The organism is Micromonospora sp. NPDC049204 (assembly GCF_040647935.1).
Taxonomy (GTDB): domain Bacteria; phylum Actinomycetota; class Actinomycetes; order Mycobacteriales; family Micromonosporaceae; genus Micromonospora.
Genome location: NZ_JBEZDC010000002.1, coordinates 141146 through 161027 on the forward strand (window position 1 = coordinate 141146; position 19882 = coordinate 161027).

A 19882-nucleotide genomic window follows, 5' to 3' on the forward strand; every position below is an offset into this window, starting at 1 on the left:
GACCGCGACCGCTACCTCGCCGGGGGTTGTGGACGTGGCCCGCCTTGCGCCGGGCTGCCTGGACTTCGTGCAGGCGCCAGACCCGCTCTTCTATGGGACCAACTCAGCCACGGAAAGTGCCTCGTCCAGCCGGCCGGCGGCCAGGTCGTCGTGACGGATCACGAAACTCCCGTCACTCCGGTAATAGGACTCGTTGTCTACGGGGAAGCGGGCGAGCGACACCCACTCACTCGTTAGCCGGTGTGTCTCCTTCTCCACATGGGAATACCATTTCGCGACCGGGATGACGATCTCGCCGATTTTCTCGCGCCACGCGAGGGTCTGCTCCGCGATGCTCTTGATTACCTCCTCGTCGGCGTACCCACCGATATAGGCGCTGGCGTACCCGTTGTCAGGCGGCCAGAGATCGTTGGCCAGGGTGCGAAGTTCGTCAAGGTGCGGCAGGTCCCGCTCGAGGTCACGGGCCAACTGCTGCTGGAAGGGCGACAGGTCGTCCTCGTCCTCGTCCTCGTCTGCCTCGAACCAATCGGGGAACTCCGCGCGCAGCGTGGCGCCGACGTCGTACTGCTTGTCGACGAGCGCGTGGCCGGCGGACCCTGCCGCCACCTCGGTATCGGCGTCGGCCGGCACATACACGACTCGCCCGTACCTCCGCTCCCCGGTGGCAGCGGCCTGCTCGTGGTTCAGGAAGAACAGCAGCGAGCCGTCTGCCGGCAGGCCGAAGCCGTCGACTCTTGGCAGTGCCGCACAGTCGACCGAGAAGATGAACGGCAACGGATCGACCCCGTCGGACGGCCAGTCCATGTCCACCGGCAGCCGGGGCAACCCGCCGAACTGCCCGACCGGAACACCGCCGGATCCTCCGCTCAACCGGATCGACAAACGGAGGTGCTGATTGAACCGGCTGACCTCGTCGTCCGGGACGCCCAACGCGAGCGCTGCACGACAAAACTGCCCCTGATGATCCACAGCGCAACATGATGCCACGAAGACAACGACCAGGAGGCGAGCCCTCAGCGACCGGGTGCCCATGGCCCGCACGCCCTGTCGTCGGCATCGCTGCCGCCGTGCTCGGGCGCGCGCAGATCGGCAGACGAGGAAGCCGAGCAGCCAACCGGCGGGATGCTCTGGCTGACTGGGATGCGGCTCTGTCGCGGACCGGCGTCCGACCCTCAGCGCCGTCCCAGCATCTCGGTGACCCGGATGAACCCGTCGGTGCCGTGGCCCAGTCCGATCACGCGGCGGGCCATGCCCTCGACGGCGCGCATGACGCCCGCGTCGATGCCGTGTGCCTCCGAGGTGTGGACGATGTGGGCCATGGAGGATGCCGCCGAGGTGATGGGGTTGTCCTCGCCGGAGAAGCGGCCGCTGTCCACCTCCTCCGCGGTCTGCTCGAAGATCGGCGGGAGGATCGCACCGATGCCCTTGGCGAACGGGGCCAGTTCCCGTGCGGTGACACCTTCCGCCCGCGCCACCGCCAACGCGTGCGCGTAGCCCGCCATCGCGGTCCAGAAGATGTCGAGCAACGCGATGTCGTACGCCGCTGCCCGGCCGATCTCGTCGCCGAGGTGGGTGTGGGTCCCGCCCAGCGCGTTCAGCGCCGGCCGGTGCTCCTGGTAGAGGTCGGTCGGTCCGCTGTGGATGAACACCCCGTCCGGCGTCCCGATGGTGGGGATCGGCGTCATGATCGCCCCGTCCAGGTACCCGATGCCGTGCCGTGCCGCCCATCGCGCGGAGTCCCGGGCCCGGTCCGGAGTGTCCGCGGTCAGGTTCACCACCGTGCGCCCCCGGAGCGCATCGGTGACCGCGTCGGGTCTCAGGATGGCGTCCGACGCGTCGTAGTTCACCACGCAGACCACGGTCAGCCCACTCGCGGCGACCGCCTCCTCGGCCGACCGGGCGGCGGTGGCGCCCCGCTCGACCAACTCTCGTCCCCGGCCCGGGGTCCGGTTCCAGACCGTGGTCCGCAGGCCGGCGTCCAGGAATGCGTCGGCCAGGGCTCGTCCCATCGGCCCCAGGCCCAGCACCGTGACAGACTTTTCGGAGTACGAGGACACGATTCAACTCCCGGAAAGCATAGTAAAAGCAGCGAATAGGACGGATATGACGCGCAGTCGTGCACAGGACCTGAATGTCTGCGGGGTGACCGCCGCGATCGCCGTGATCGACGGCAAGTGGAAGACGGCTCTGCTCTGGTTGCTGGAATCCGGTCCGCACCGGCCCGGCGAGCTGCGCCGTCAACTGCCGGGCCTGACCGAGAAGGTGCTGACTCAGGCGCTCCGTGAGATGGAGACCGACGGACTGGTGCACCGGGAGGTGCACGAGGTGCTGCCGTTGAAGACCGTCTACTCGCTGACGGCGTTCGGCCGGGACCTCTCCGAGGCGCTGGCCCCCGTTTCCGACTGGGGCCACCGTCGCCTGGAGAAGCTCATCGAGGCCGGGGGGCCTCCTGAACCATCGGCCACCTCCCCGTAATCCGGCCCTCGCGACTGCCCACCACCAGACTCATGCCGCGCCCACGCGCCGGCAAGTACCCACAAATAAGTGGCTACCGCAGGCGGCGCGGAGCCCTCGGATCACCAGTGGTAGGCCACATTCACCGCCAGCGTGGCCACCGTGGTGGTGAAGAAGACGGCCGGCCCCGCCAGTTGGCGGGAGCCCACCCGCAGGTGCGCGATGAGCGCGCCGACGAAGTACAGCACGAGGCCGGCGGCGGCGAGGGTGCCCAGCAGCGGTACGGCGAATCCGACAAGCAGGCCCAGGGATCCCGCCGCCAGCGTCAGGCCCAACCGGGGCAACCACGAGTGTGGGACGCGCTTCATGTCGGCCTGGGCCTTCGGATAGTCGTGGCCGATCAGGTAGGTGACGGCAGCGATGCCGGTGAAGACCGAGGCAAGAATCGTGAGCGTGACGTACGCGGCGAACATGTGCCCTCCCTGTGGTTGTCTGCCTCAAGGACGGATCGGTGCCGCGGATTGTTACCTGCGGTGCTGTGACCTGAGGCACAGCGTGTGCCACATCGGGTCGTGTCGGGCGTCCGACGCAGCGTGGGCTGCGGGAGACCCGCAGCCCACGCTTGTGACGCCGACGATGTGCCGGTCGGTCAGAGGAACGCGTACATCTCGTCGGCGGCCGCCTCGGTCTCGCCGGCGGGTGGGGCTTCCACCGTGACCGGCTTGCCGAATTCGCTCATCCGCATCTCGGTGACGAGGTCACCAAGCGACTTCGTGGCGATGGTGTAGGAGAGCGTGGTGAGGCGTCCGTCGGCGTCGAGGGTCGCCTCGAACGGAATCGCCGTCGGGTCCTTCGCCAACTTGGCGGTCGACTCGAGGCCCTCCCGCATTCCGGCCTCGGTGCTGGCGACCTCGGCCGCCTTGTTGAGATCGGCGACGCCGGTGTAACGGCCCTCGCCCACCTCCTGGGCGGAGACGGTGCCGCCGATGAGGCCGGTCTGCGACTTGACGTCGAACGACTGGCGCAGCGTGCTCGTCGGCTTGAGCTTGCCGAGGTCGATCTTCATCCAGGGCTTCTCGCCCTCCATCGACTCGGACTTGATGTAGGCGGTGTTGTCGAGCATCCGGACCTCGATCGGTTCCGGGGCCTTGCCGCTGATCTGGATCGCCTTGGCGACGGGATCCATCTTTCCGCCGAGGGTCATCGACTGGCTGCCGGCCTTGATCGAGGCTTGCATGCTGAGCGTGCCCGAGAGGCTGCGGTCCATGCCCTGCTTGACGGCCGCGACAGGTTCGAGTTTGGACGGTGCCGCGGCCGTGGCGTCGGGCTTCGCGGAGTCGTCGGACTTGGTGCCGCAGCCGCCGACGAGGGCGACGGCGAGGACTATCGACAGGGTGGGAATCAGTCGGCGCATAGACGTGACCCTAATAAACGGCCGCCACCGGATTTTCGCCAGTGGTGGCAGCGTCGACAGGCCGGGACGGATCAGGCAATCGTGGGCAGTTGCTCGGCCCGGGTGATCACCTGGTCGATGAGGCCGTAATCCCGGGCCTGCTCGGCGGTGAACCAACGGTCCCGGTCCCAGTCCTGCTGGATCTCGGCGAGGGTTCGTCCAGTGTGCTGGGCAATCAGCTCCTGCATCGTCCGCTTCACGTGCAGCATGTTCTCGGCCTGAATGGTGATGTCCGAGGCGGTGCCGCCCATTCCACCGGACGGCTGGTGCATCATGATCCGCGAGTGCGGCAGCGCGTACCGCTTGCCGGCCGCGCCCGCACAGAGCAGGAACTGCCCCATCGAACCGGCGAACCCGAGCGCCAGCGTGGCAACGTCGTTGCGGACGTAGCGCATCGTGTCGTAGACCGCCATCCCCGCACTCACCGACCCGCCCGGCGAGTTGATGTAGAGGAAGATGTCCCGCTCGGCGTCCTCGGCGGAGAGCAGCAGGATCTGCGCGCAGATCTGGTTGGCCGACTCCTCGGTCACCTCGGTGCCGAGAAAGACGATCCGTTCCCGCAGCAATCGCTCGAACACCTGGTCGCCGAAGGACGGCTGTGCGCCGTCCAGCATCCGTACCCCGGAGGAGATCACGCCGCCGCCTTCCACCACGCCGGCGAGCGGTGGGACCGCCCGGTGGACCGGCCCCTCCAGCGTGCGGGCGACGGTGGTCGCTGGCCCAGTGATTCTGCCGCCGGCAGATCCGCCGACGGCAGAACCGGGCGGCCTACGCGGCGGTCAGCCGCCGCGCGCCCGCCCGAGCCCACGCACAACCCCGCAGAGCGGCGGTACGCGGACCGGAGCGCGAGCCACCAGCGGACGCCGTCGCCCCGACGCAGAGGGTCGGGCCGCTCGCCCCGGGTGCCCGGTGGGGGATCGGCCTGCTCGTCCGCAGGGCGTGCTGGCGCGCGTCGTGTCGGACGACCTCGGCCCGTTCGATCCGGTTGAGCTGTGCCCGTGGTGCGGCCGGGATTCGAGGCTCGACGCGCCGCAGGTCGTCGCGGGCCTCCTCCAGCAGGTCGGACAGGCGGATGCCGAGCGCTCGGCAGATCGCCGCGAGCACCTCCGACGAGGCTTCCTTGCGGCCCCGCTCCACCTCGGACAGGTAGGGCACGGAGACTCCGGCGGTGGCGGCCACCTCGCGCAGCGTGCGGCCCTGGCTCTGACGCAGTCGGCGCAGCACTCCGCCGATGACTCGTCGCAGCAACGACATGCCGGCCTCACTTTCGCGGTCGTCGTCGGGAACACCCTCATCATGCCCTTCCCGGGCCATCCGGACCGTCCCATCCTTTCTCGGTCGCGTCGTCCGCGGCTGGTCGTCGCGAGGGTCGCGACCGCCTCCGTCTGCCGGCCCGCACCGGTTCGTCGTTGTCGTCCGACAGCCGGTGCGGGAGGGACGTCGGTCGTCCCTGCCCAACCCGGACGTGCCGGGGGCGGCGTACCCGCTATGTTGTGCTCGTGCAGGCGACGGTGGCGGGGCAGGTTCGACGGTGATCCATTTTCCCGCGCAGCGCAGGGGTCCGTTGAGCGCGCTGAGCCTGCGGCTCGCCGCCGCCCTGGGCCTGGTCTTCGCCGTGGTCGCCGCGGTCTACCTGGGCCGGGACGGCTACCGTGATGTCAACGAGGACGGCCTCACCCTGCTCGACTGCTTCTACTACGCGGTCGTGTCGCTCTCCACCACCGGCTACGGCGACATCACGCCCGCCGCGCCGTCGGCTCGGCTGGTGAACGTCCTCTTCATCACCCCGGCCCGAGTGATCTTCCTGATCATCCTGGTCGGTACCACCCTGGAAGTTCTGACCGAGCAGTACCGGACCGGCCGTCGCCTGTCGCGGTGGAGGAGAGCCGTGAAGGACCACGTCATCATCTGCGGCTACGGCACCAAGGGGCGCAGCGCCGTCTCCGCCCTGCTGGAAAATGGTCTGGACCGGTCGCGGATCGTGGTGGTGGAGCGCAGCGCCGCTGCCCTGCGGCAGGCCACCTCCGCCGGGCTGGTGGCGATCGAGGGCTCGGCGACCCGCTCGTCGGTGCTGAACGAGGCGCACGTGAAGAACGCGAAGGCCGTGATCATCGCGACCGACAGTGACGACGCGTCGGTGCTCGTCGCGCTCACCGTGCGACAGCTCACCGCCGGGCAGGTCCGGATCATCGCGGCGGCCCGCGAGGCGGAGAACGCGCCGCTGCTCAAGCAGAGCGGTGCGCATCACGTGATCGTCTCGTCGGCCACCGCGGGTCGGCTGCTCGGCCTGTCCACCTCGGCCCCGCCGCTGATCGACGTGGTGGAGGATCTGCTCACCCCCGGTCAGGGCATGGCGCTGGCGATGCGCTCGGCGGAGCGGGACGAGGTGGGTCGTTCACCACGCGAGTTGGACTCGTTGGTGATCGCCCTGGTGCGACGGGGCAAGGTGGTCACGCTGGCCGACCGGGCCGGTGCGGTGATCGAGACCGGAGACATGCTGGTGCATGTCCGCGACGATCGTCCGCAGTCGGCGACGACCTCCTGACCGTCCCGCCCTCGCACGCTTGACCGCCCGTCCCGGCGCAGCTTGTCGTCCGGCCGGTTGATCGTCCCGTCGTCGGGGTGGCGGTGCAGGCGCGTCGTCGGGGTGTTGGTGCAGGCGTGGCGCGTCAGAATGTGTCGTCGGCGGCGCAGATCGCCTCGGTGCAGCTGACCGGCGTCGTGGTGGAGGCCCGCCGCAGCAACTCGTAGAGCGTCTCCCGCTCGCTGGGAGCCAGCGCACCCAGCACCTCGTCCTCGGCTCCGGCGAGGGCACATTCGGCCTCGCTGAGGCGTTTTGCACCACTTTCGGTGAGTTCGACGACGTGCCGGCGCCGGTCCTCGGGTGAGCGGCGACGCTCGATCAACTGCTCCGCTTCCAGGTCGTTGAGCAGCCCGACGATGTTGGTGCTGTCCATTTCCAGGATGGAGGCGAGCGATTGCTGGCTGGTGCCGCCGCCGGCGCGCAGCACGGTGAGCGCGACCAGGTGCCGCGGCCGTAGGCCGAGTGGCGCCAGCACCGACTCCGACCGTAGCCGCATCCGCCGGGCCAGATGGTCCAGGAGCGCGCCAGAGCGGTGCTCCGAGGGGGCGGGCAGCGGGGCGGACATGTGACCCAGTCTACCGAGCTGATGGAACATCGGCCTGCTATAAATAGTTGGTGCTGCACAGACGATCCTTGGAGGAGGAATAATGCATCTGCTGCATATCGACTCGAGCATTCGGGGTGACTGGTCGGTCAGCCGTCGGCTCACCGCCCGCGCGGTCGACACCTGGCGCGCCGCCCACCCGGACGGCACGGTGACCTACCGGGACCTCGGCGCGGAACCGCTGCCGCACCTCGACGCGGCGGGTGGTCTGGCTCGGATGACTCCGCCGGACCAGCACACCCCGGCGCAGCGCGAATCCTGGGAACTCAGCGGGCGGCTGGTCGACGAGGTGAAGCAGGCCGACGTCGTGCTGCTCGGGCTGCCGCTCTACAACTACGGCGCGCCCAGCAGCGTCAAGTCCTGGGTCGACCACCTGATCGTCGCCGGCCTCACCTACGACCCGACGACCCAGGAGGGCCTGCTCGGCGGCCGCGAGTTCGTGGTGCTGGCCACCCGGGGAGGCGGCTACGGTGAGGGCACCCCGCGGCACGGTTGGGACCACGCGGAGCAGTGGCTCCCGCACGGTCTGTCGATGACCGGCCTGGAGCCGCGTTTCATCAGCACCGAGCTGACCCTGGCGCCCTCGGTGCCGGCGATGGCCGAGCTGATCCCGCTGCACGAGGCGAGCCTCGCGGCCACCGAGAAGGAGATCGACAACCTCTGGACGCCGGCCTCCGCCCAGCGCTGAGCCAGCACCGGCACGTACGAGAGCGGCCGCCCCCGGTTCGGGGACGGCCGCTCTCGTCAGGTCGGACAGGTCAGAGAATGGTCCAGGTGTCGCCACTGGTCAGCAGGCCGGCGAGCTGCTGCTCGGGGGTCTCGGTGACCGTCGCCTTGGCGGCCGCGAGCTGACCCTGCACCACACTGTCGTAGGACGGTCGGTCCACCGAGCGGAACACCCCGATCGGGGTGTTGCGCAGGTCCAGGCCGGGCAGCCGGGACAGCGCGAAGGCGTACGCCGGGTCGGCCACCGTCGCGTCGTGCACGACGATCTCCTCCGGGCGGACCGAGCTGGTCTCCCGGACCTCCAGGCCGAACGCGCCCGGCGGATGTACCACGCAGAACTGCCCGTCCGCGCCGAAGGTGATCGGCTGCCCGTGCTCCAGGCGGATCAGGTAGTTGTCCCGGGTGGACGGGTCCTTGAGCTGCTCGAACGCACCGTCGTTGAAGATGTTGCAGTTCTGGTAGATCTCCACGAACGCCGAGCCCTCGTGCTCGGCGGCGGCCCGCAGCACCGACTGCAGGTGCTTGCGGTCGGAGTCGATGGTCCGCCCGACGAAGCTGGCCTCCGCGCCGAGGGCGAGCGAGAGCGGGTTGAACGGGGCGTCCGCCGAGCCGGACGGAGTCGACTTGGTGACCTTGCCGACCTCGGACGTCGGAGAATACTGACCCTTGGTCAGACCGTAGATCCGGTTGTTGAACAGCAGGATCTTGAGGTTGACGTTGCGCCGCAGGGCGTGGATCAGGTGGTTGCCACCGATGGAGAGCGCGTCGCCGTCGCCGGTGACCACCCAGACCGACAGGTCCGGCCGGGACACCGACAGGCCGGTCGCGATCGCCGGGGCGCGGCCGTGGATCGAGTGCATCCCGTAGGTGTTCATGTAGTACGGGAAGCGCGACGAGCAGCCGATCCCGGAGACGAAGACGGTCCGCTCGCGGGGGATGTTCAGTTCCGGCATGAACTGCTGAATGGCCGCGAGGATCGCGTAGTCACCGCAGCCGGGGCACCAGCGCACCTCCTGGTCAGACTTGAAGTCCTTCGCGGTGAGCTTGAGGGCGACGGGCTCAGACATTCTTCAGGACCTCTTCCAGCGTCGTCTCCAGCTCGGTGGCCGTGAACGGCAGGCCACGGACCTGGTTGTAGCTGATCGCGTCGACCAGGTAGCGGGCCCGGATGACGTGGGCGAGCTGGCCCAGGTTCATCTCCGGGATGACCACCCGGTCGTACGCGCGCAGCACCGCACCGAGATTGGCCGGCATCGGGGCCAGGTGCCGCAGGTGCGCCTGGGCGATGGACAGCCCGCGCTGGCGCACCCCCCGGCACGCCGCGCCGATCGGCCCGTACGTCGAGCCCCAGCCGAGGACCAGCACCCGGGCGTCGCCGTCCGGGTCCTCCACCTCGATGTCCGGCACCGGAATCGCCTCGATCCGGGCGGCCCGGGTGCGCACCATGAAATCGTGGTTGGCCGGGTCGTACGAGATGTCGCCGGTCTTGTCGGCCTTCTCCAGGCCGCCGATCCGGTGCTCCAGCCCGGCGGTGCCGGGGATCGCCCACGGCCGGGCCAGGGTCTCCGGGTCACGCAGGTAGGGCAGGAAGGTGGTGCCGTCCTCGCCGTTGGGCTCGGTGGCGAACTCGACCCGCAGGTCGGGCAGCGACTCCACGTCGGGCAGCAGCCACGGCTCGGAGCCGTTGGCGACGTAGTTGTCGGACAGCAGGATCACCGGGGTGCGGTAGGTCAGCGCGATCCGGGCCGCCTCCAGCGCCGCGAAGAAGCAGTCCGACGGCGACCGGGGTGCGATCACCGCGACCGGGGCCTCGCCGTGCCGACCGTAGAGCGCCATGTTGAGGTCGGCCTGCTCGGTCTTGGTCGGCATGCCCGTCGACGGGCCGGCGCGCTGCACGTCCACGATCACCAGGGGCAGCTCCAGCGCCACCGCGAGGGAGATCGTCTCGCTCTTGAGTGCCACGCCGGGGCCGCTGGTGGTGGTCACACCGAGCGCTCCGCCGTACGACGCGCCCAGCGCCGCGCCGACCGCGGCGATCTCGTCCTCGGCCTGCACGGTCGTGACGCCGAAGCGCTTGTGCTTGCTCAGCTCGTGCAGGATGTCCGACGCGGGCGTGATCGGGTACGCGCCGAGGAAGACCGGCAGCCCGGAGCGGACCCCGGCGGCGACCAGCCCCAACGAGAGCGCCGCGTTGCCGGTGATGTTGCGGTAGGTGCCCGGCTTCATCTTCGCCGGCTTGACCTCGTAGCGGACGGCGAAGTCCTCGGTCGTCTCGCCGAAGTTCCAGCCGGCCCGGAAGGCGGCGACGTTGGCCGCGACCAGCTCCGGACGGGACGCGAACTTGCGCTCCAGGAATCGCAGCGTCGACTCGTAGGGCCGCGAATACATCCAGGAGAGCAGGCCGAGGGCGAACATGTTCTTCGACCGCTCGGCGTCCTTCTTGGACACCTGGTAGTCGGCGAGCGCACCGACGGTCATCGAGGTCAGCGCCACCGGGTGCACGACGTAGCCGGCCAGCGAGTCGTCGTCCAACGGGCTGGCCTGGTAGCCGACCTTGGCGAGGTTGCGCTTGGTGAACTCGTCGGTGTTGACGATGATGTCCGCGCCGCGCGGCAGGTCGGCCAGGTTGGCCTTGAGGGCCGCCGGGTTCATCGCCACCAGCACGTTGGGCGCGTCGCCCGGGGTGAGGATGTCGTAGTCGGCGAAGTGCACCTGGAAGCTCGACACACCGGGCAGGGTGCCGGCGGGAGCCCGGATCTCGGCGGGGAAGTTTGGCAGCGTGGAGATGTCGTTGCCGAGCTGCGCCGTCTCCGAGGTGAACCGGTCGCCGGTCAGCTGCATGCCGTCGCCGGAGTCACCGGCGAACCGGATGACCACCCGGTCGAGCTGACGGATCTGCTTGGTCACTGTGCCACCTTCGTTCGCGACTGCGGGGCTCGCAGAAGCTCGCCTTGCCCGGCCACGGGACCTCCTTGACGCGACGTTTCGCCGCACCGCCCCAGGCTGGTCCGGCCGCTGTCGTACCTCTTCTGAGAGCCTACGTCTAAGGGAGCCCTAACCATCGCCGGAGGTCCGCCGACTGGGACCGGAATGGGAGTAGGAATATCCGACTTTGCGAGCTTTTGCCCCGCCCGCCGTAATTCAGATCACCAGAGGTTGCACGCCGGCGGCACCGAACACACGCGGTCCGGGGCCGCTCGTCGATTCAGTCGGCGGTGTGCGACACCGGCTCGGGCGCCGGGCCGGACAACCGGCGGCGCAGCGAGATGGTGGCCAGCGTGAGGGCCAGCACCACCAGCAGCGTGGAGACCACGATCAGGATGATCGCGGTACGCCGTACCGAGGTCGTTCCGTCGTCGTCGGCAGCCCCTCCGGGAAGCACGCCCTGGGATCCGGCCGGCGCGGGCGGTGAGACCACGGGGGTGGCCAGCGCGGCCGCGGCGGTGATCCGGAAACTCATCTGTACCTGCCGGGTCGCGCCGCTGCGTGGGTCGAGTTGGGCGATCACGGCACCGGACAACGGTGCCTCCCGCTGGGCCTGCGGCGTCGCCTCCACCGGCAGCCGCAACTCGGTGGTCCGGCCCGCCGCCACCGTGCCCACGTCGCAGCGGATCCGGCTCGGGTCGGACGCCACGCAGCCGGACGGCGGGGTCGGGATGGTCACCCCGGCTGGCAGGACGACCTCGACCCGGCCGGCGGCGTCCACCGCGCCGGTGTTGCCCAGCCGAAGCGCGAGGGTGCTGGCGGTGCCGCTGATGTCGAAGGCGACCTCGTCGGCGGCCAGCGTGATGCCGGGAACCGGGGGACCGGGCGGGAAGAGCACCGCGAAGCCCTGGTCGTCGACCGCTTCCCCGGGCACCCCCGGCGCGTCCGCGACGACCTGGACGGAGCCGGCGAGGGGCATCTTCTGCCATGCGGTGCCGTCGACCCGCAGGCGGAGCAGAGCGCTGAACCGGACGCCGGCTTCGACCGTCCAGGCCCCACAGTGGTACGTACCTCCGCCGGCGGCGGCGCAGCCCTTCGTCCCCGCGTCGGTCAGCCCGACCGGCAGCGTGTACGAGAGGCGGATCCGTTGCGTCGTCGTGCCGGTGTTGTTGACCGTGACCTGCAGGGTGGTGGCCGTGCTGGCCGCGTTCCAGTACGCCTTGGAGAGCGTCACGTCCTGGGTGGTGACCTGCACACCGAGCGGATTCGCCGGCGGCGCCTCCGCACCCGGGGCGGGCGGCCGGACCGGCGGGGCCGGAGGCGCCGGCAGCACCGGGGGTGCCGGAGGTGCCGGGGGTGCCGGTGTGGCTGGTCCGCCCGGCGCGGGCGCGTTGTTGCTCGGTGCCGGCGGCTGCGTCTCCGGCGGCGGCGCGGTGGTCTCCGGTGCCGGCGGCTGCGTTTCCGGCGGCGGCGCGGTGGTCTCCGGCGCCGGGTTGGTCGGCTCCGGAGACCCGCCCGGCTCCTCGGTCGGAGGCGGCTCGTCCGTCGGGCTGGTCTCCGGCTCACCCCCGGGTTCACCGACCGGGTCGGTAGCCGACACGACCGGGTCCGCCTCCGGCGTCGCCGCGCTGGCCCAGGCCGGCCCCACGGCGAGCGCCGCGAGCAGACCGAGCGCCAGCGAGGTCCCCAGCAGGGACATGGGGTGCCGCCCCGCCGCCCGCTTACCGGGCGATGCCTTCAGGCGGGCCATCTGTCCTCCGGTGCATGGGTGGGTGTCCAATGGTCGGTAACAGTTGCCCCGGCGCACTAGTCCCGACAGGAAACAAATCCGTAACGTGTTTGGGACGGCCCTGACGGGCGGACGGTAGGCTCCCGACTGTGACCGGATACCTGGGCTCGTACGCGACGCTCGGGCTCTTGCTGCTCGCCAGCGTTCTGTTCTTTGTTACGGCGTTCTCGGCCAACCGGGTGTTACGCCCCGCGCGTCCGGCCGACCCGCCGGGCAAGCGGGCCAGCTACGAGTGCGGGCTCGACCCGGTCGGCGCGGACTGGGCGCAGATGCAGATCCGCTACTACGTCTACGCGTATCTGTACGTGCTGTTCGCGGTCGAGGCGGTGTTTCTCTTCCCCTGGGCGGTGGTCTTCGACCGGCCGGGCTTCGGCCTGGTGACGGTGGTGGAGATGGCGGTGTTCGTGGCCGTGCTCGCACTCGGCATCCTCTACGCCTGGCGTAGGAACATCCTCCGCTGGACCTGACCGTCACCGCGTCAGGCCAGGCCCCGGCGGCTTGCCGACGGTGGGCGGTCGCCGCGGATCGAGGCCACCATGTCCAGCACCCGGCGGGTCGGGCCGACCTGGTGAGCCCGGAACACCCGGGCGCCCAGCCAGGCCGAGACCGCCGTCGCGGCGAGCGTCCCCTCCAGGCGTTCCGGCACCGGGAGGTCCAGGGACTCACCGATGAAGTCCTTGTTGGAGAGCGCCACCAGCACCGGCCAACCGGTGTCGGTCAGCTCGCCCAGTCGGCGAGTGATCTCCAGGGAGTGCCTGGTGTTCTTGCCGAAGTCGTGGGCCGGGTCGATGAGGATGCCGTCGGGGCGTACCCCGGCTGCGACCGCTCGCTCGGCGAGCCCGGTCACCGTCGCGACCACGTCGGTGACCACGTCGGTGAAGGCGGCCCGGTGCGGCCGGGTCCGGGGGACCAGGCCGCCGGCGTGCGAGCAGACCAGGCCCGCGCCGGTGCGCGCGGCCACCCGGGCCAGGGTCGGGTCGGCACCCGACCAGGTGTCGTTGAGCAGGTCGGCGCCGGCCGCCACGGCCTCCGTCGCCACCTCGGCGCGCCAGGTGTCGATGGAGATCACCACCTCTGGGAACGCGACCCGGACGGCGGCGATGGTGTCCACCGTGCGGCGGATCTCCTCGACGACGTCCACCTCCGCGCCGGGGCCGGCCTTGACGCCGCCGATGTCGATGATCGCCGCACCCTCCGCCACGGCCCGCTCCACCGCGCGCAGCGCGCTGTCGGCGGCGTAGGTGGCCCCCCGGTCGAAGAACGAGTCCGGGGTGCGGTTGACGATCGCCATCACCACCAGCTCGTCGGGGGCGAACGTGCGCCCACCCAGCCGAAGCGCCCCGGCCATGCCCGCCTCCCGAGAGTCCGCCGTCGCTGCCACGTCGGCCGACCCCGACGCTAGTCGCTGGTCCGACCGCAACTCCGGGCGGCGTCGGTACGGATCGTGATCGGGACGGGTGGCGGGGTCGCTCCCGGCCGGCTGCCGTGCCACGATCAGTACATGGGTCAGCTTCTGCTCCTCCTGGTCGTGGCGTTGACGGTCGCGGCGGTGATATTCGGCGTGACGGTGCTGGTCAGCGGCCGTGATCCCGGTCTGGCGCCCGCCGAGCCGGATTCGCAGGCCGTGGCGCTGCCCGGCACCCGGCCACTGCGCGAATCCGACGTGGGGGCGGTCCGTTTCGACACCGCGTTGCGCGGGTACCGGATGTCCCAGGTCGATCAGGCGATGCGACGTGCCGCCTACGACATCGGCTACAAGTCGGAGCTGATCGGCGTACTGGAGGCGGAGGTCACCGCGTTGCGTGCCGGCCGTATCGACGACGCGGACGTGCTGCGCGACGCTCGTGTTCGGTCCGTCAGCAAGGCGACGACCGCGGACGCGGCCGAGTCCGACGCCGCCGAGTCCACCACTGCCGAGTCCGACGCGGCGACGTCCGACGCGGTCGAGCCGCCGGCCGACGCGACCGGCTCCGGGGCTGCCCCGGTCGGCTCGACCAGCGCGAGCCTGGAACCCACCGCCACCGCGTCACCCGCGGATTCCGACGGTGTGGCACCGGCCGCCGTGCCGTCCGGTGGTACGACGGGCGATCCTGAGCAGACCGACGGCGCCTCCGCCGACGGCACCGGGCAGCACGGCGCGACGGTTCGGTCGGAGTCGGCGTGACCGGCCCGGGGGGCGCCGACGATCTTCGTGAGGCCGCCCAACCCGGTGCTGGTGAGGTAACCGCCACGGTGATCGTCGACGCCCCCGCCGAGCGGGTCTTCGCCGCCCTGCTCGCCTGGGAGCGGCAGTCCGACTGGATCCCGTTCACGCGGGTGCGCGTGGTCGAGGGCGACGGGCGCGAGGGCAGCCGCATCGAGGCCGTGACGGCGCTCGGCCGGGCCGTGCTGCGCGACGAGATGCGGGTGGTCCGGGTCGACGAACCGTACGAGATCGGCGTGGTGCACTACGGGCAGTTGCTGCGCGGCCCGGGTGTGCTGCGCTGCACCCAGCTGGGTCGGAACCGTACCCAGGTCGTCTGGCACGAGTGGTTCCACCTGCCGGGCGGCCGGGCCGGTCGACTGGCGTGGCCGGTGCTCTGGCCCGGCTCCAAGCTCGGCCTCACCCAGGCGCTGAAGAGGTTCGCCCGTCTGGTCGAGCAGGGCCGGCTGCCCTGACCGCGCCGGCGGCCAGCCGGTGCCGGCGGCGATGGGGTGTCGGAGCGATGCCCTAGCGTGTACGACGTGACTGACCTGGTGATCGGCGTCGACGGGCTGGCCCGCTGCGCCTGGGGGTCGAGCACCCCCGACTACGCCATCTACCACGACACCGAGTGGGGTCGGCCGCTGCGCGGAGACGACGCGCTCTACGAGCGGATGACGCTGGAGGCGTTCCAGTCCGGGTTGTCCTGGCTGACCATTCTGCGCAAACGCCCGGCGTTCCGGCTGGCCTTCGACGAGTTCCACATCCCGACCGTCGCCGGATACTCCGACGCCGACGTGACCCGGCTGCTCGCCGACGCCGGCATCGTCCGCAACCGGGCCAAGATCGAGGCGGCGATCGCCAATGCCCGCGCCGCTCTGGAGGTGCCGGAAGGGTTGTCCGAGCTGCTCTGGTCCTACGCCCCGGAGCCCCGACCGGCCCGCCCCGCCTCGTTCGCCGAGCTGGCGCCGATCACCGCGGAGTCGACGGCGATGGCCAAGGCGCTCAAGAAGCGCGGCTTCCGGTTCGTCGGCCCGACCACCGCGTACGCGCTGATGCAGGCCACCGGCATGGTCGACGATCACATCGTCGGCTGTCACGTCACCCTTCCCGCGGCGACATGATGGGATGGCAGGCATGACGACCGAGACCGCGTACCGGGCCGGTGGATCCGGCCGTGCCGACGGCGTGGGCGCGTGGGCCGTGCTGCTGCCGGCCGAGCGGTACGAGGCCGAGCGGCTCGTGCACCACGACACGCTGGAGTTGACCGGGCTGACCGACAGCCGCCGGCCGAGCACGGGAGACCAGGTGGCGGTGCTCGTCGACGCGCCGCCACGGCTGGTCGCGCTCGGCCGGGTCCGCGCGCCGGGTCGCCGGCACCGCGAAGACCCGGACGACCCGCAGTCCCCGGTCGAGCCGGGGACGGTCGTGGTGTCGTACACCCGGCGGGTTTTCGACGAGCCGGTGCCGGCCGACCTGCTGACGCTCGACGGGCCGGTCACCGCGTTGGAGCCGGCGGCCTTCCGGGCGCTGGCCGACCAGCTCGGCCCGCCCCCGGAGCGGCGCACCTGGCTGGTCAGCCTCGACCTGCCGATCGAGGCCGGCACGCGGGCGGAGGCGGTCCGGCTGTTCTGGTCGTACGTGCAGGAGTTGGGTCCGCGTGAGCTGCCCGCCTTCGTCTCGCCGTCCGACGACGAGCTGGCCATGCAGGCGTTCGTGCTGGGCGCGGAGGCCAACCAGGACCCGGAAGAGGACGACTAGAACAGCTTGTCCACGCGTCCCCGCCAGTCGGCGAGAATCGGTCCCGGGTCGGTGTCCAGCACCCGTTCCAGCAGCGTGGCGTAGACGTCCCGGAAGTCGGTCGTGTATTTCAGGTCGCCGTCGTCGAGATCGGTGAGGCTCGGCGGTGCACCGTGCCAGCCGCCGCGCACCCCGGCACCCAGCAGCAGCACGTCCGAGGCGGTGCCGTGGTCGGTGCCGTCCGAGGCGTTGGCCCGGACGCGGCGGCCGAACTCGGAGTAGACCGCCACCACCACCTTCCGACCCGCCTCGGTGCGGCTCATCCGGTCGGCGAACCCGGTCAGCGCCCGGTCCACCTGACCCAGCAGGACGGCCTGCAACTGCTTCTCGTCGGCGTGCGTGTCGAAGCCACCGAGCGACACCGAGAAGGCCCGGGTGGACACTCCGGCCTCGACGCACTGCGCGACCAGGTCGAGTTGCGCGTCCAGCGGGGTGCGGGCACCGCCGGTCGCCGTCGCGGGCGCCTGCTCGCCGTCCGGTTCCGCCGCGTCCGGGTCGGCGGAGTCGCGTACCTGGCGGATCATCTCGTCCACCGACCGCAGGTCGGCGAAGCAGGCGGCGGCCCGGCCCCGGGCCGCCGACTCACCCGCCTCGGCGGCGGCGAGCGCGGTCAGTGTCTCGGCGGGCAGCCCCTTGGCGGCCTTCCGGTCGGCCACCGGCACGGCGGCGCCCGCGCTCCGCTCCCCGGCCAGCAGTGGCGGCAGCGCCGGCTCGAAGGAGACCGCCAGCCGGGGGTCGCCACCGACGGAGTCCAGCCAACGACCCAGCCAACCGGTGTTTCCCGGCCGGTCCGGCTGCGCGGTGTGCCAGATGTCCATCGACCGGAAGTGGCTGCGGTCCGGCTTCGGGTAGCCGACCCCGCGCACGATCGCCAGCCCACCGCCCGACCAGCGCCGGTGCAGACCGGCCAGTGCCGGGTTGAGGCCGAAGCCGTCGTCCAACCGCAGCACCTCCCCGTCGGGGTACGCCAGCTCGGGACGGGCCGCCCGGTAGGCCGGATCGCCGTACGGGATGACCGTGTTGAGCCCGTCATTGCCGCCGTAGAGGGTCACCAGCACCAGCGTGCGGGCCTCTGGATCACGGTCCCCGCCGGTGTCCAGCAGGTCCCGCAGGCGGTACGCGCCGGCGCCGGCGGCCAGCGCGCCCGCGCCGACCACCCCGCTGGTCAGCAGGAACCTGCGTCGGGTCTGGGTGTCCATGTCGACTCCTCCGCTCAGCTGACTGTGTATTCGGGACTGACCAGGCCGGCGGCCAGCAACTTGCGCGGATCGCCGGCCAGCGGGGTGAGGGCGGCCCGGGTACGCGCGCTCCAGCCGTCGACCACCAGCAGTCGCGCCAGCGCGTCCGGCCGGCCGGCGGTGGGCGCGGCGGTCAGCCGGGCCAGCACCGTGGGATTCACCGCGGCGGCGAGCATCCCGGCCGTCCGCAGCCGTGCCTGCAACGACGAGGTGGTCAGCCAGGCGGCCCCGGCCGGCCAGCCGCCCACGCTCGGCGGTCGCAGCGGCACCTGGTCGAGCGCGTTCAGGCCGGCCAGTAGTTGCTTGTGCTCCTGCTCGGGCAGGGCGGAGGGTCGGATGCCGAGCTGCCGCAGCGCCCCGACCAGCCACTCCACCGGCTGCTTGACGAGCGTGCCCCTGGTCTGGGCGAAGGCCGGCGCCGAGAGGATCGCCCGCAGGGTCGTGATGGTGTCCGCGCCGGCCAGGCCCTCCGGTGCCGGGACGTCGGTGCCGGCGTAGCGGAACCAGAGCCGGCCGGCCACGAACGTCGCCGCCGCGGGCTGGGCGGCCAGCAGCCCGGCGTACGCCTCGGCGTCGAACCGGCCGCTCTGCCCGAGGATGGTCTTCTCGCCGGGGTCGTGCCGCTTGGCCTCGAAGCGGGCCGTCCCGGTACGCCTGTCGACCACCCAGCCCGTCAGGGCGCGCGCGCCGGCCTTCACGTCGGCCTCGGTGTAGGCGCCGATGCCGAGGGTGAACAACTCCATCAGCTCGCGGGCCAGGTTCTCGTTCGGGGCCTTGCGGGTGTTCTTCTGCCCGTCCAGCCAGATGATCAGGGCGGGGTCGCGCACCATCGCGGTGACGAGCGGGGCCAGTGGCCCGCGTCCGTGCCGGCGCAGCGTGTCCAGTTGGCCCTGCATCACCCGGGCCGACTTGACCTTCTGCGCGCTTGTCGCCCAGTGCCCGTGCCAGAAGAAGAGCAGCTTCTCGCTCAGCCCGTCCTCGGCGGCCACCATCCGGTCCAGCCACCAGGCGGTGACCTGCTGGAGCTGCTTGCGCCGCTCCGCGTTGGCCTGCTGCCGCTGCTCGCGGGTGGAGTCCTTGGTCAGCCCGGCGTACGGGTCGGCGGACAGCGTGGGGATCGGCGTGGCCGCCGCACCCCGGTCCGTCGCGGGCGGGGTGAGCAGCCGGTCCAGGGTCGCTGCCGGACCGGCCCGCTCGGCGGCGTCCACCTCGTCTGCGGTCGGCCCGAAGGTGGCCCGGCGCAGCAGGTGCGCCACCGCTTCACGATCGCTCATACCGGCCGACGCTAGGCCGCCCGTGTTCGAGGACGGTAAGGGCGGCGTGCGAATCGCGTTCAGCGTCCCTCGAAGACCGGTTTCTGCTTGCCGACGAAGGCGAACGTGGCCGCCCGGTGGTCGGCGGTGGCACCGCAGATCGACTGGGCCTGCGCCTCGGCCGCGAGGGCGTCGGCGAGGGTGCCGGCGTCGGCGATGGAGAGCTGCCGCTTGATCGCCCCGTAGGCGACCGTCGGGCCGGCGGCGAGGCGGGCGGCCAGCTCCTGGGCGGTCGGCAAGACCAACTCGTCGTCATCCACCAGGCGGTTGAGCAGGCCGATCCGGCAGGCCTCCTCGGCACGGACGGGCTCGGCCAGCATCAGCAGCTCCACCGCCTTGGCGTGGCCGACCAGCCGGGGCAGGGTCCAGGAGGCGCCCGTGTCGGCGGCGAGGCCGACCTTGGCGAAGGCCATCAGGAAGCTGGTGGTCGGGCCACCGATGCGGATGTCGGCGAGGAAGGCCAGCGACGCGCCCGCACCGGCGGCCATGCCACGGACCGCGGCGATCACCGGCTTGGGCAGGTTGGCCAGCCGGGCGGCGATCGGGTTGTAGTGCGCCCGCACGGTGCCCAGGGGATCGTTCCCGGAGCTTTCCAGCGTCGCCACGTGCTCGCGCAGGTCCTGACCGGCGCTGAACGACCCGCCCGCCCCGGCCAGCACGACCGCCCGGCAGGACCGGTCGGTCTCCAGCTCCGCCAGGGCGTCCCGCAGCGCCTCCTTCAGCGCCACGTCGAGCGCGTTCATCGCGTTCGCCCGGTTCAGCGTGAGGGTGACGACGGCGTCGGTCCGGTCGACCAGCAGCGGCTCGGTCACGT

22 protein-coding genes are annotated in these 19882 nt (G+C 71.3%); 8 read left to right on the forward strand and 14 right to left on the reverse strand.

The window, feature by feature from the left end; genetic code table 11:
* Positions 1 to 90 precede the first annotated feature (90 nt).
* The gene (locus tag AB0A90_RS03550) at positions 91 to 969 is read right to left on the reverse strand and encodes a DUF1963 domain-containing protein (RefSeq protein ID WP_357241039.1); all 879 of its coding nucleotides are present in this window, start codon (positions 967 to 969) and stop codon (positions 91 to 93) included.
* Between the two features lie 203 nt (positions 970 to 1172).
* Positions 1173 to 2057, reverse strand: a complete 885-nt coding sequence (locus AB0A90_RS03555; protein ID WP_357241042.1) for an NAD(P)-binding domain-containing protein — start codon at positions 2055 to 2057, stop codon at positions 1173 to 1175.
* Between the two features lie 46 nt (positions 2058 to 2103).
* Between AB0A90_RS03555 and AB0A90_RS03560 the strand changes: the two genes are divergently transcribed.
* Positions 2104 to 2475: a helix-turn-helix domain-containing protein gene (locus AB0A90_RS03560; protein ID WP_357241045.1), complete on the forward strand. Its 372-nt coding sequence runs from the start codon at positions 2104 to 2106 to the stop codon at positions 2473 to 2475.
* Positions 2476 to 2576: 101 nt separating this feature from the next.
* On the opposite strand, the gene AB0A90_RS03565 is transcribed toward AB0A90_RS03560, so the two are convergent.
* The 4 genes from AB0A90_RS03565 to AB0A90_RS03580 form a co-directional block, all read right to left on the reverse strand.
* Positions 2577 to 2927, reverse strand: coding sequence for a DoxX family protein (locus AB0A90_RS03565; protein WP_357241047.1), 351 nt, complete (start codon positions 2925 to 2927; stop codon positions 2577 to 2579).
* 176 nt (positions 2928 to 3103) lie between these two features.
* On the reverse strand, positions 3104 to 3868 hold the full coding sequence (locus AB0A90_RS03570) for a hypothetical protein (protein WP_357241050.1): 765 nt from the start codon (positions 3866 to 3868) through the stop codon (positions 3104 to 3106).
* Between the two features lie 71 nt (positions 3869 to 3939).
* Positions 3940 to 4521: an ATP-dependent Clp protease proteolytic subunit gene (locus tag AB0A90_RS03575; RefSeq protein WP_357242342.1), complete on the reverse strand. Its 582-nt coding sequence runs from the start codon at positions 4519 to 4521 to the stop codon at positions 3940 to 3942.
* A gap of 154 nt (positions 4522 to 4675) precedes the next feature.
* On the reverse strand, positions 4676 to 5161 hold the full coding sequence (locus AB0A90_RS03580) for a helix-turn-helix transcriptional regulator (RefSeq protein WP_357241053.1): 486 nt from the start codon (positions 5159 to 5161) through the stop codon (positions 4676 to 4678).
* Positions 5162 to 5438: 277 nt separating this feature from the next.
* Between AB0A90_RS03580 and AB0A90_RS03585 the strand changes: the two genes are divergently transcribed.
* Complete coding sequence (locus AB0A90_RS03585) at positions 5439 to 6452, forward strand: potassium channel family protein (protein WP_357241056.1); 1014 nt, start codon at positions 5439 to 5441, stop codon at positions 6450 to 6452.
* Positions 6453 to 6576: 124 nt separating this feature from the next.
* Here AB0A90_RS03585 and AB0A90_RS03590 read toward each other — a convergent pair whose 3' ends face one another.
* Positions 6577 to 7056 (reverse strand): MarR family winged helix-turn-helix transcriptional regulator, encoded by a 480-nt coding sequence (locus AB0A90_RS03590; protein ID WP_357241059.1) that lies wholly within the window; start codon positions 7054 to 7056, stop codon positions 6577 to 6579.
* An 82-nt stretch (positions 7057 to 7138) separates the two neighbouring features.
* Here AB0A90_RS03590 and AB0A90_RS03595 point away from each other — a divergent pair, with 82 nt between their 5' ends.
* Positions 7139 to 7783 carry an NAD(P)H-dependent oxidoreductase gene (locus AB0A90_RS03595; RefSeq protein ID WP_357241062.1) on the forward strand — a complete coding sequence of 215 codons (645 nt, stop codon included), beginning with the start codon at positions 7139 to 7141 and terminating at the stop codon, positions 7781 to 7783.
* A gap of 70 nt (positions 7784 to 7853) precedes the next feature.
* On the opposite strand, the gene AB0A90_RS03600 is transcribed toward AB0A90_RS03595, so the two are convergent.
* From AB0A90_RS03600 to AB0A90_RS03610, 3 genes are all read right to left on the reverse strand, one after another.
* Positions 7854 to 8888: a 2-oxoacid:ferredoxin oxidoreductase subunit beta gene (locus AB0A90_RS03600; RefSeq protein WP_357241065.1), complete on the reverse strand. Its 1035-nt coding sequence runs from the start codon at positions 8886 to 8888 to the stop codon at positions 7854 to 7856.
* Complete coding sequence (locus tag AB0A90_RS03605) at positions 8881 to 10728, reverse strand: 2-oxoacid:acceptor oxidoreductase subunit alpha (protein ID WP_357241068.1); 1848 nt, start codon at positions 10726 to 10728, stop codon at positions 8881 to 8883. The genes AB0A90_RS03600 and AB0A90_RS03605 overlap by 8 nt, the downstream gene beginning before the upstream one ends.
* A gap of 298 nt (positions 10729 to 11026) precedes the next feature.
* The gene (locus AB0A90_RS03610) at positions 11027 to 12496 is read right to left on the reverse strand and encodes a hypothetical protein (protein ID WP_357241071.1); all 1470 of its coding nucleotides are present in this window, start codon (positions 12494 to 12496) and stop codon (positions 11027 to 11029) included.
* A 128-nt stretch (positions 12497 to 12624) separates the two neighbouring features.
* On the opposite strand from AB0A90_RS03610, the gene ndhC reads away from it, so the two are divergent.
* Entirely contained in the window at positions 12625 to 13002 is a 378-nt protein-coding gene (gene ndhC, locus AB0A90_RS03615; protein ID WP_088986508.1) for an NADH-quinone oxidoreductase subunit A, read from the forward strand.
* Positions 13003 to 13013: 11 nt separating this feature from the next.
* On the opposite strand, the gene folP is transcribed toward ndhC, so the two are convergent.
* Positions 13014 to 13883, reverse strand: a complete 870-nt coding sequence (gene folP / locus AB0A90_RS03620; RefSeq protein ID WP_357241074.1) for a dihydropteroate synthase — start codon at positions 13881 to 13883, stop codon at positions 13014 to 13016.
* A 153-nt stretch (positions 13884 to 14036) separates the two neighbouring features.
* Here folP and AB0A90_RS03625 point away from each other — a divergent pair, with 153 nt between their 5' ends.
* The 4 genes from AB0A90_RS03625 (at position 14037) to AB0A90_RS03640 (ending at position 16478) form a co-directional block, all read left to right on the forward strand.
* Entirely contained in the window at positions 14037 to 14699 is a 663-nt protein-coding gene (locus AB0A90_RS03625) for a DivIVA domain-containing protein (RefSeq protein ID WP_357241077.1), read from the forward strand.
* Complete coding sequence (locus tag AB0A90_RS03630) at positions 14696 to 15193, forward strand: SRPBCC family protein (protein WP_357241080.1); 498 nt, start codon at positions 14696 to 14698, stop codon at positions 15191 to 15193. The genes AB0A90_RS03625 and AB0A90_RS03630 overlap by 4 nt, the downstream gene beginning before the upstream one ends.
* Before the next feature lie 66 nt (positions 15194 to 15259).
* On the forward strand, positions 15260 to 15841 hold the full coding sequence (locus AB0A90_RS03635; protein WP_357241083.1) for a DNA-3-methyladenine glycosylase I: 582 nt from the start codon (positions 15260 to 15262) through the stop codon (positions 15839 to 15841).
* Positions 15842 to 15854: 13 nt separating this feature from the next.
* The gene (locus AB0A90_RS03640) at positions 15855 to 16478 is read left to right on the forward strand and encodes a hypothetical protein (protein WP_357241086.1); all 624 of its coding nucleotides are present in this window, start codon (positions 15855 to 15857) and stop codon (positions 16476 to 16478) included.
* Here AB0A90_RS03640 and AB0A90_RS03645 read toward each other — a convergent pair.
* From AB0A90_RS03645 to AB0A90_RS03655, 3 genes are read right to left on the reverse strand one after another with little or no spacing between them, the layout of a single operon-like run.
* Positions 16475 to 17716 (reverse strand): DUF1501 domain-containing protein, encoded by a 1242-nt coding sequence (locus AB0A90_RS03645; RefSeq protein WP_357241089.1) that lies wholly within the window; start codon positions 17714 to 17716, stop codon positions 16475 to 16477. The genes AB0A90_RS03640 and AB0A90_RS03645 overlap by 4 nt on opposite strands.
* Positions 17717 to 17730: 14 nt before the next feature.
* Positions 17731 to 19029 (reverse strand): DUF1800 domain-containing protein, encoded by a 1299-nt coding sequence (locus AB0A90_RS03650; protein WP_357241092.1) that lies wholly within the window; start codon positions 19027 to 19029, stop codon positions 17731 to 17733.
* Between the two features lie 59 nt (positions 19030 to 19088).
* Positions 19089 to 19880, reverse strand: coding sequence for an enoyl-CoA hydratase-related protein (locus tag AB0A90_RS03655; protein ID WP_357241095.1), 792 nt, complete (start codon positions 19878 to 19880; stop codon positions 19089 to 19091).
* Between the last annotated feature and the right edge of the window lie 2 nt (positions 19881 to 19882).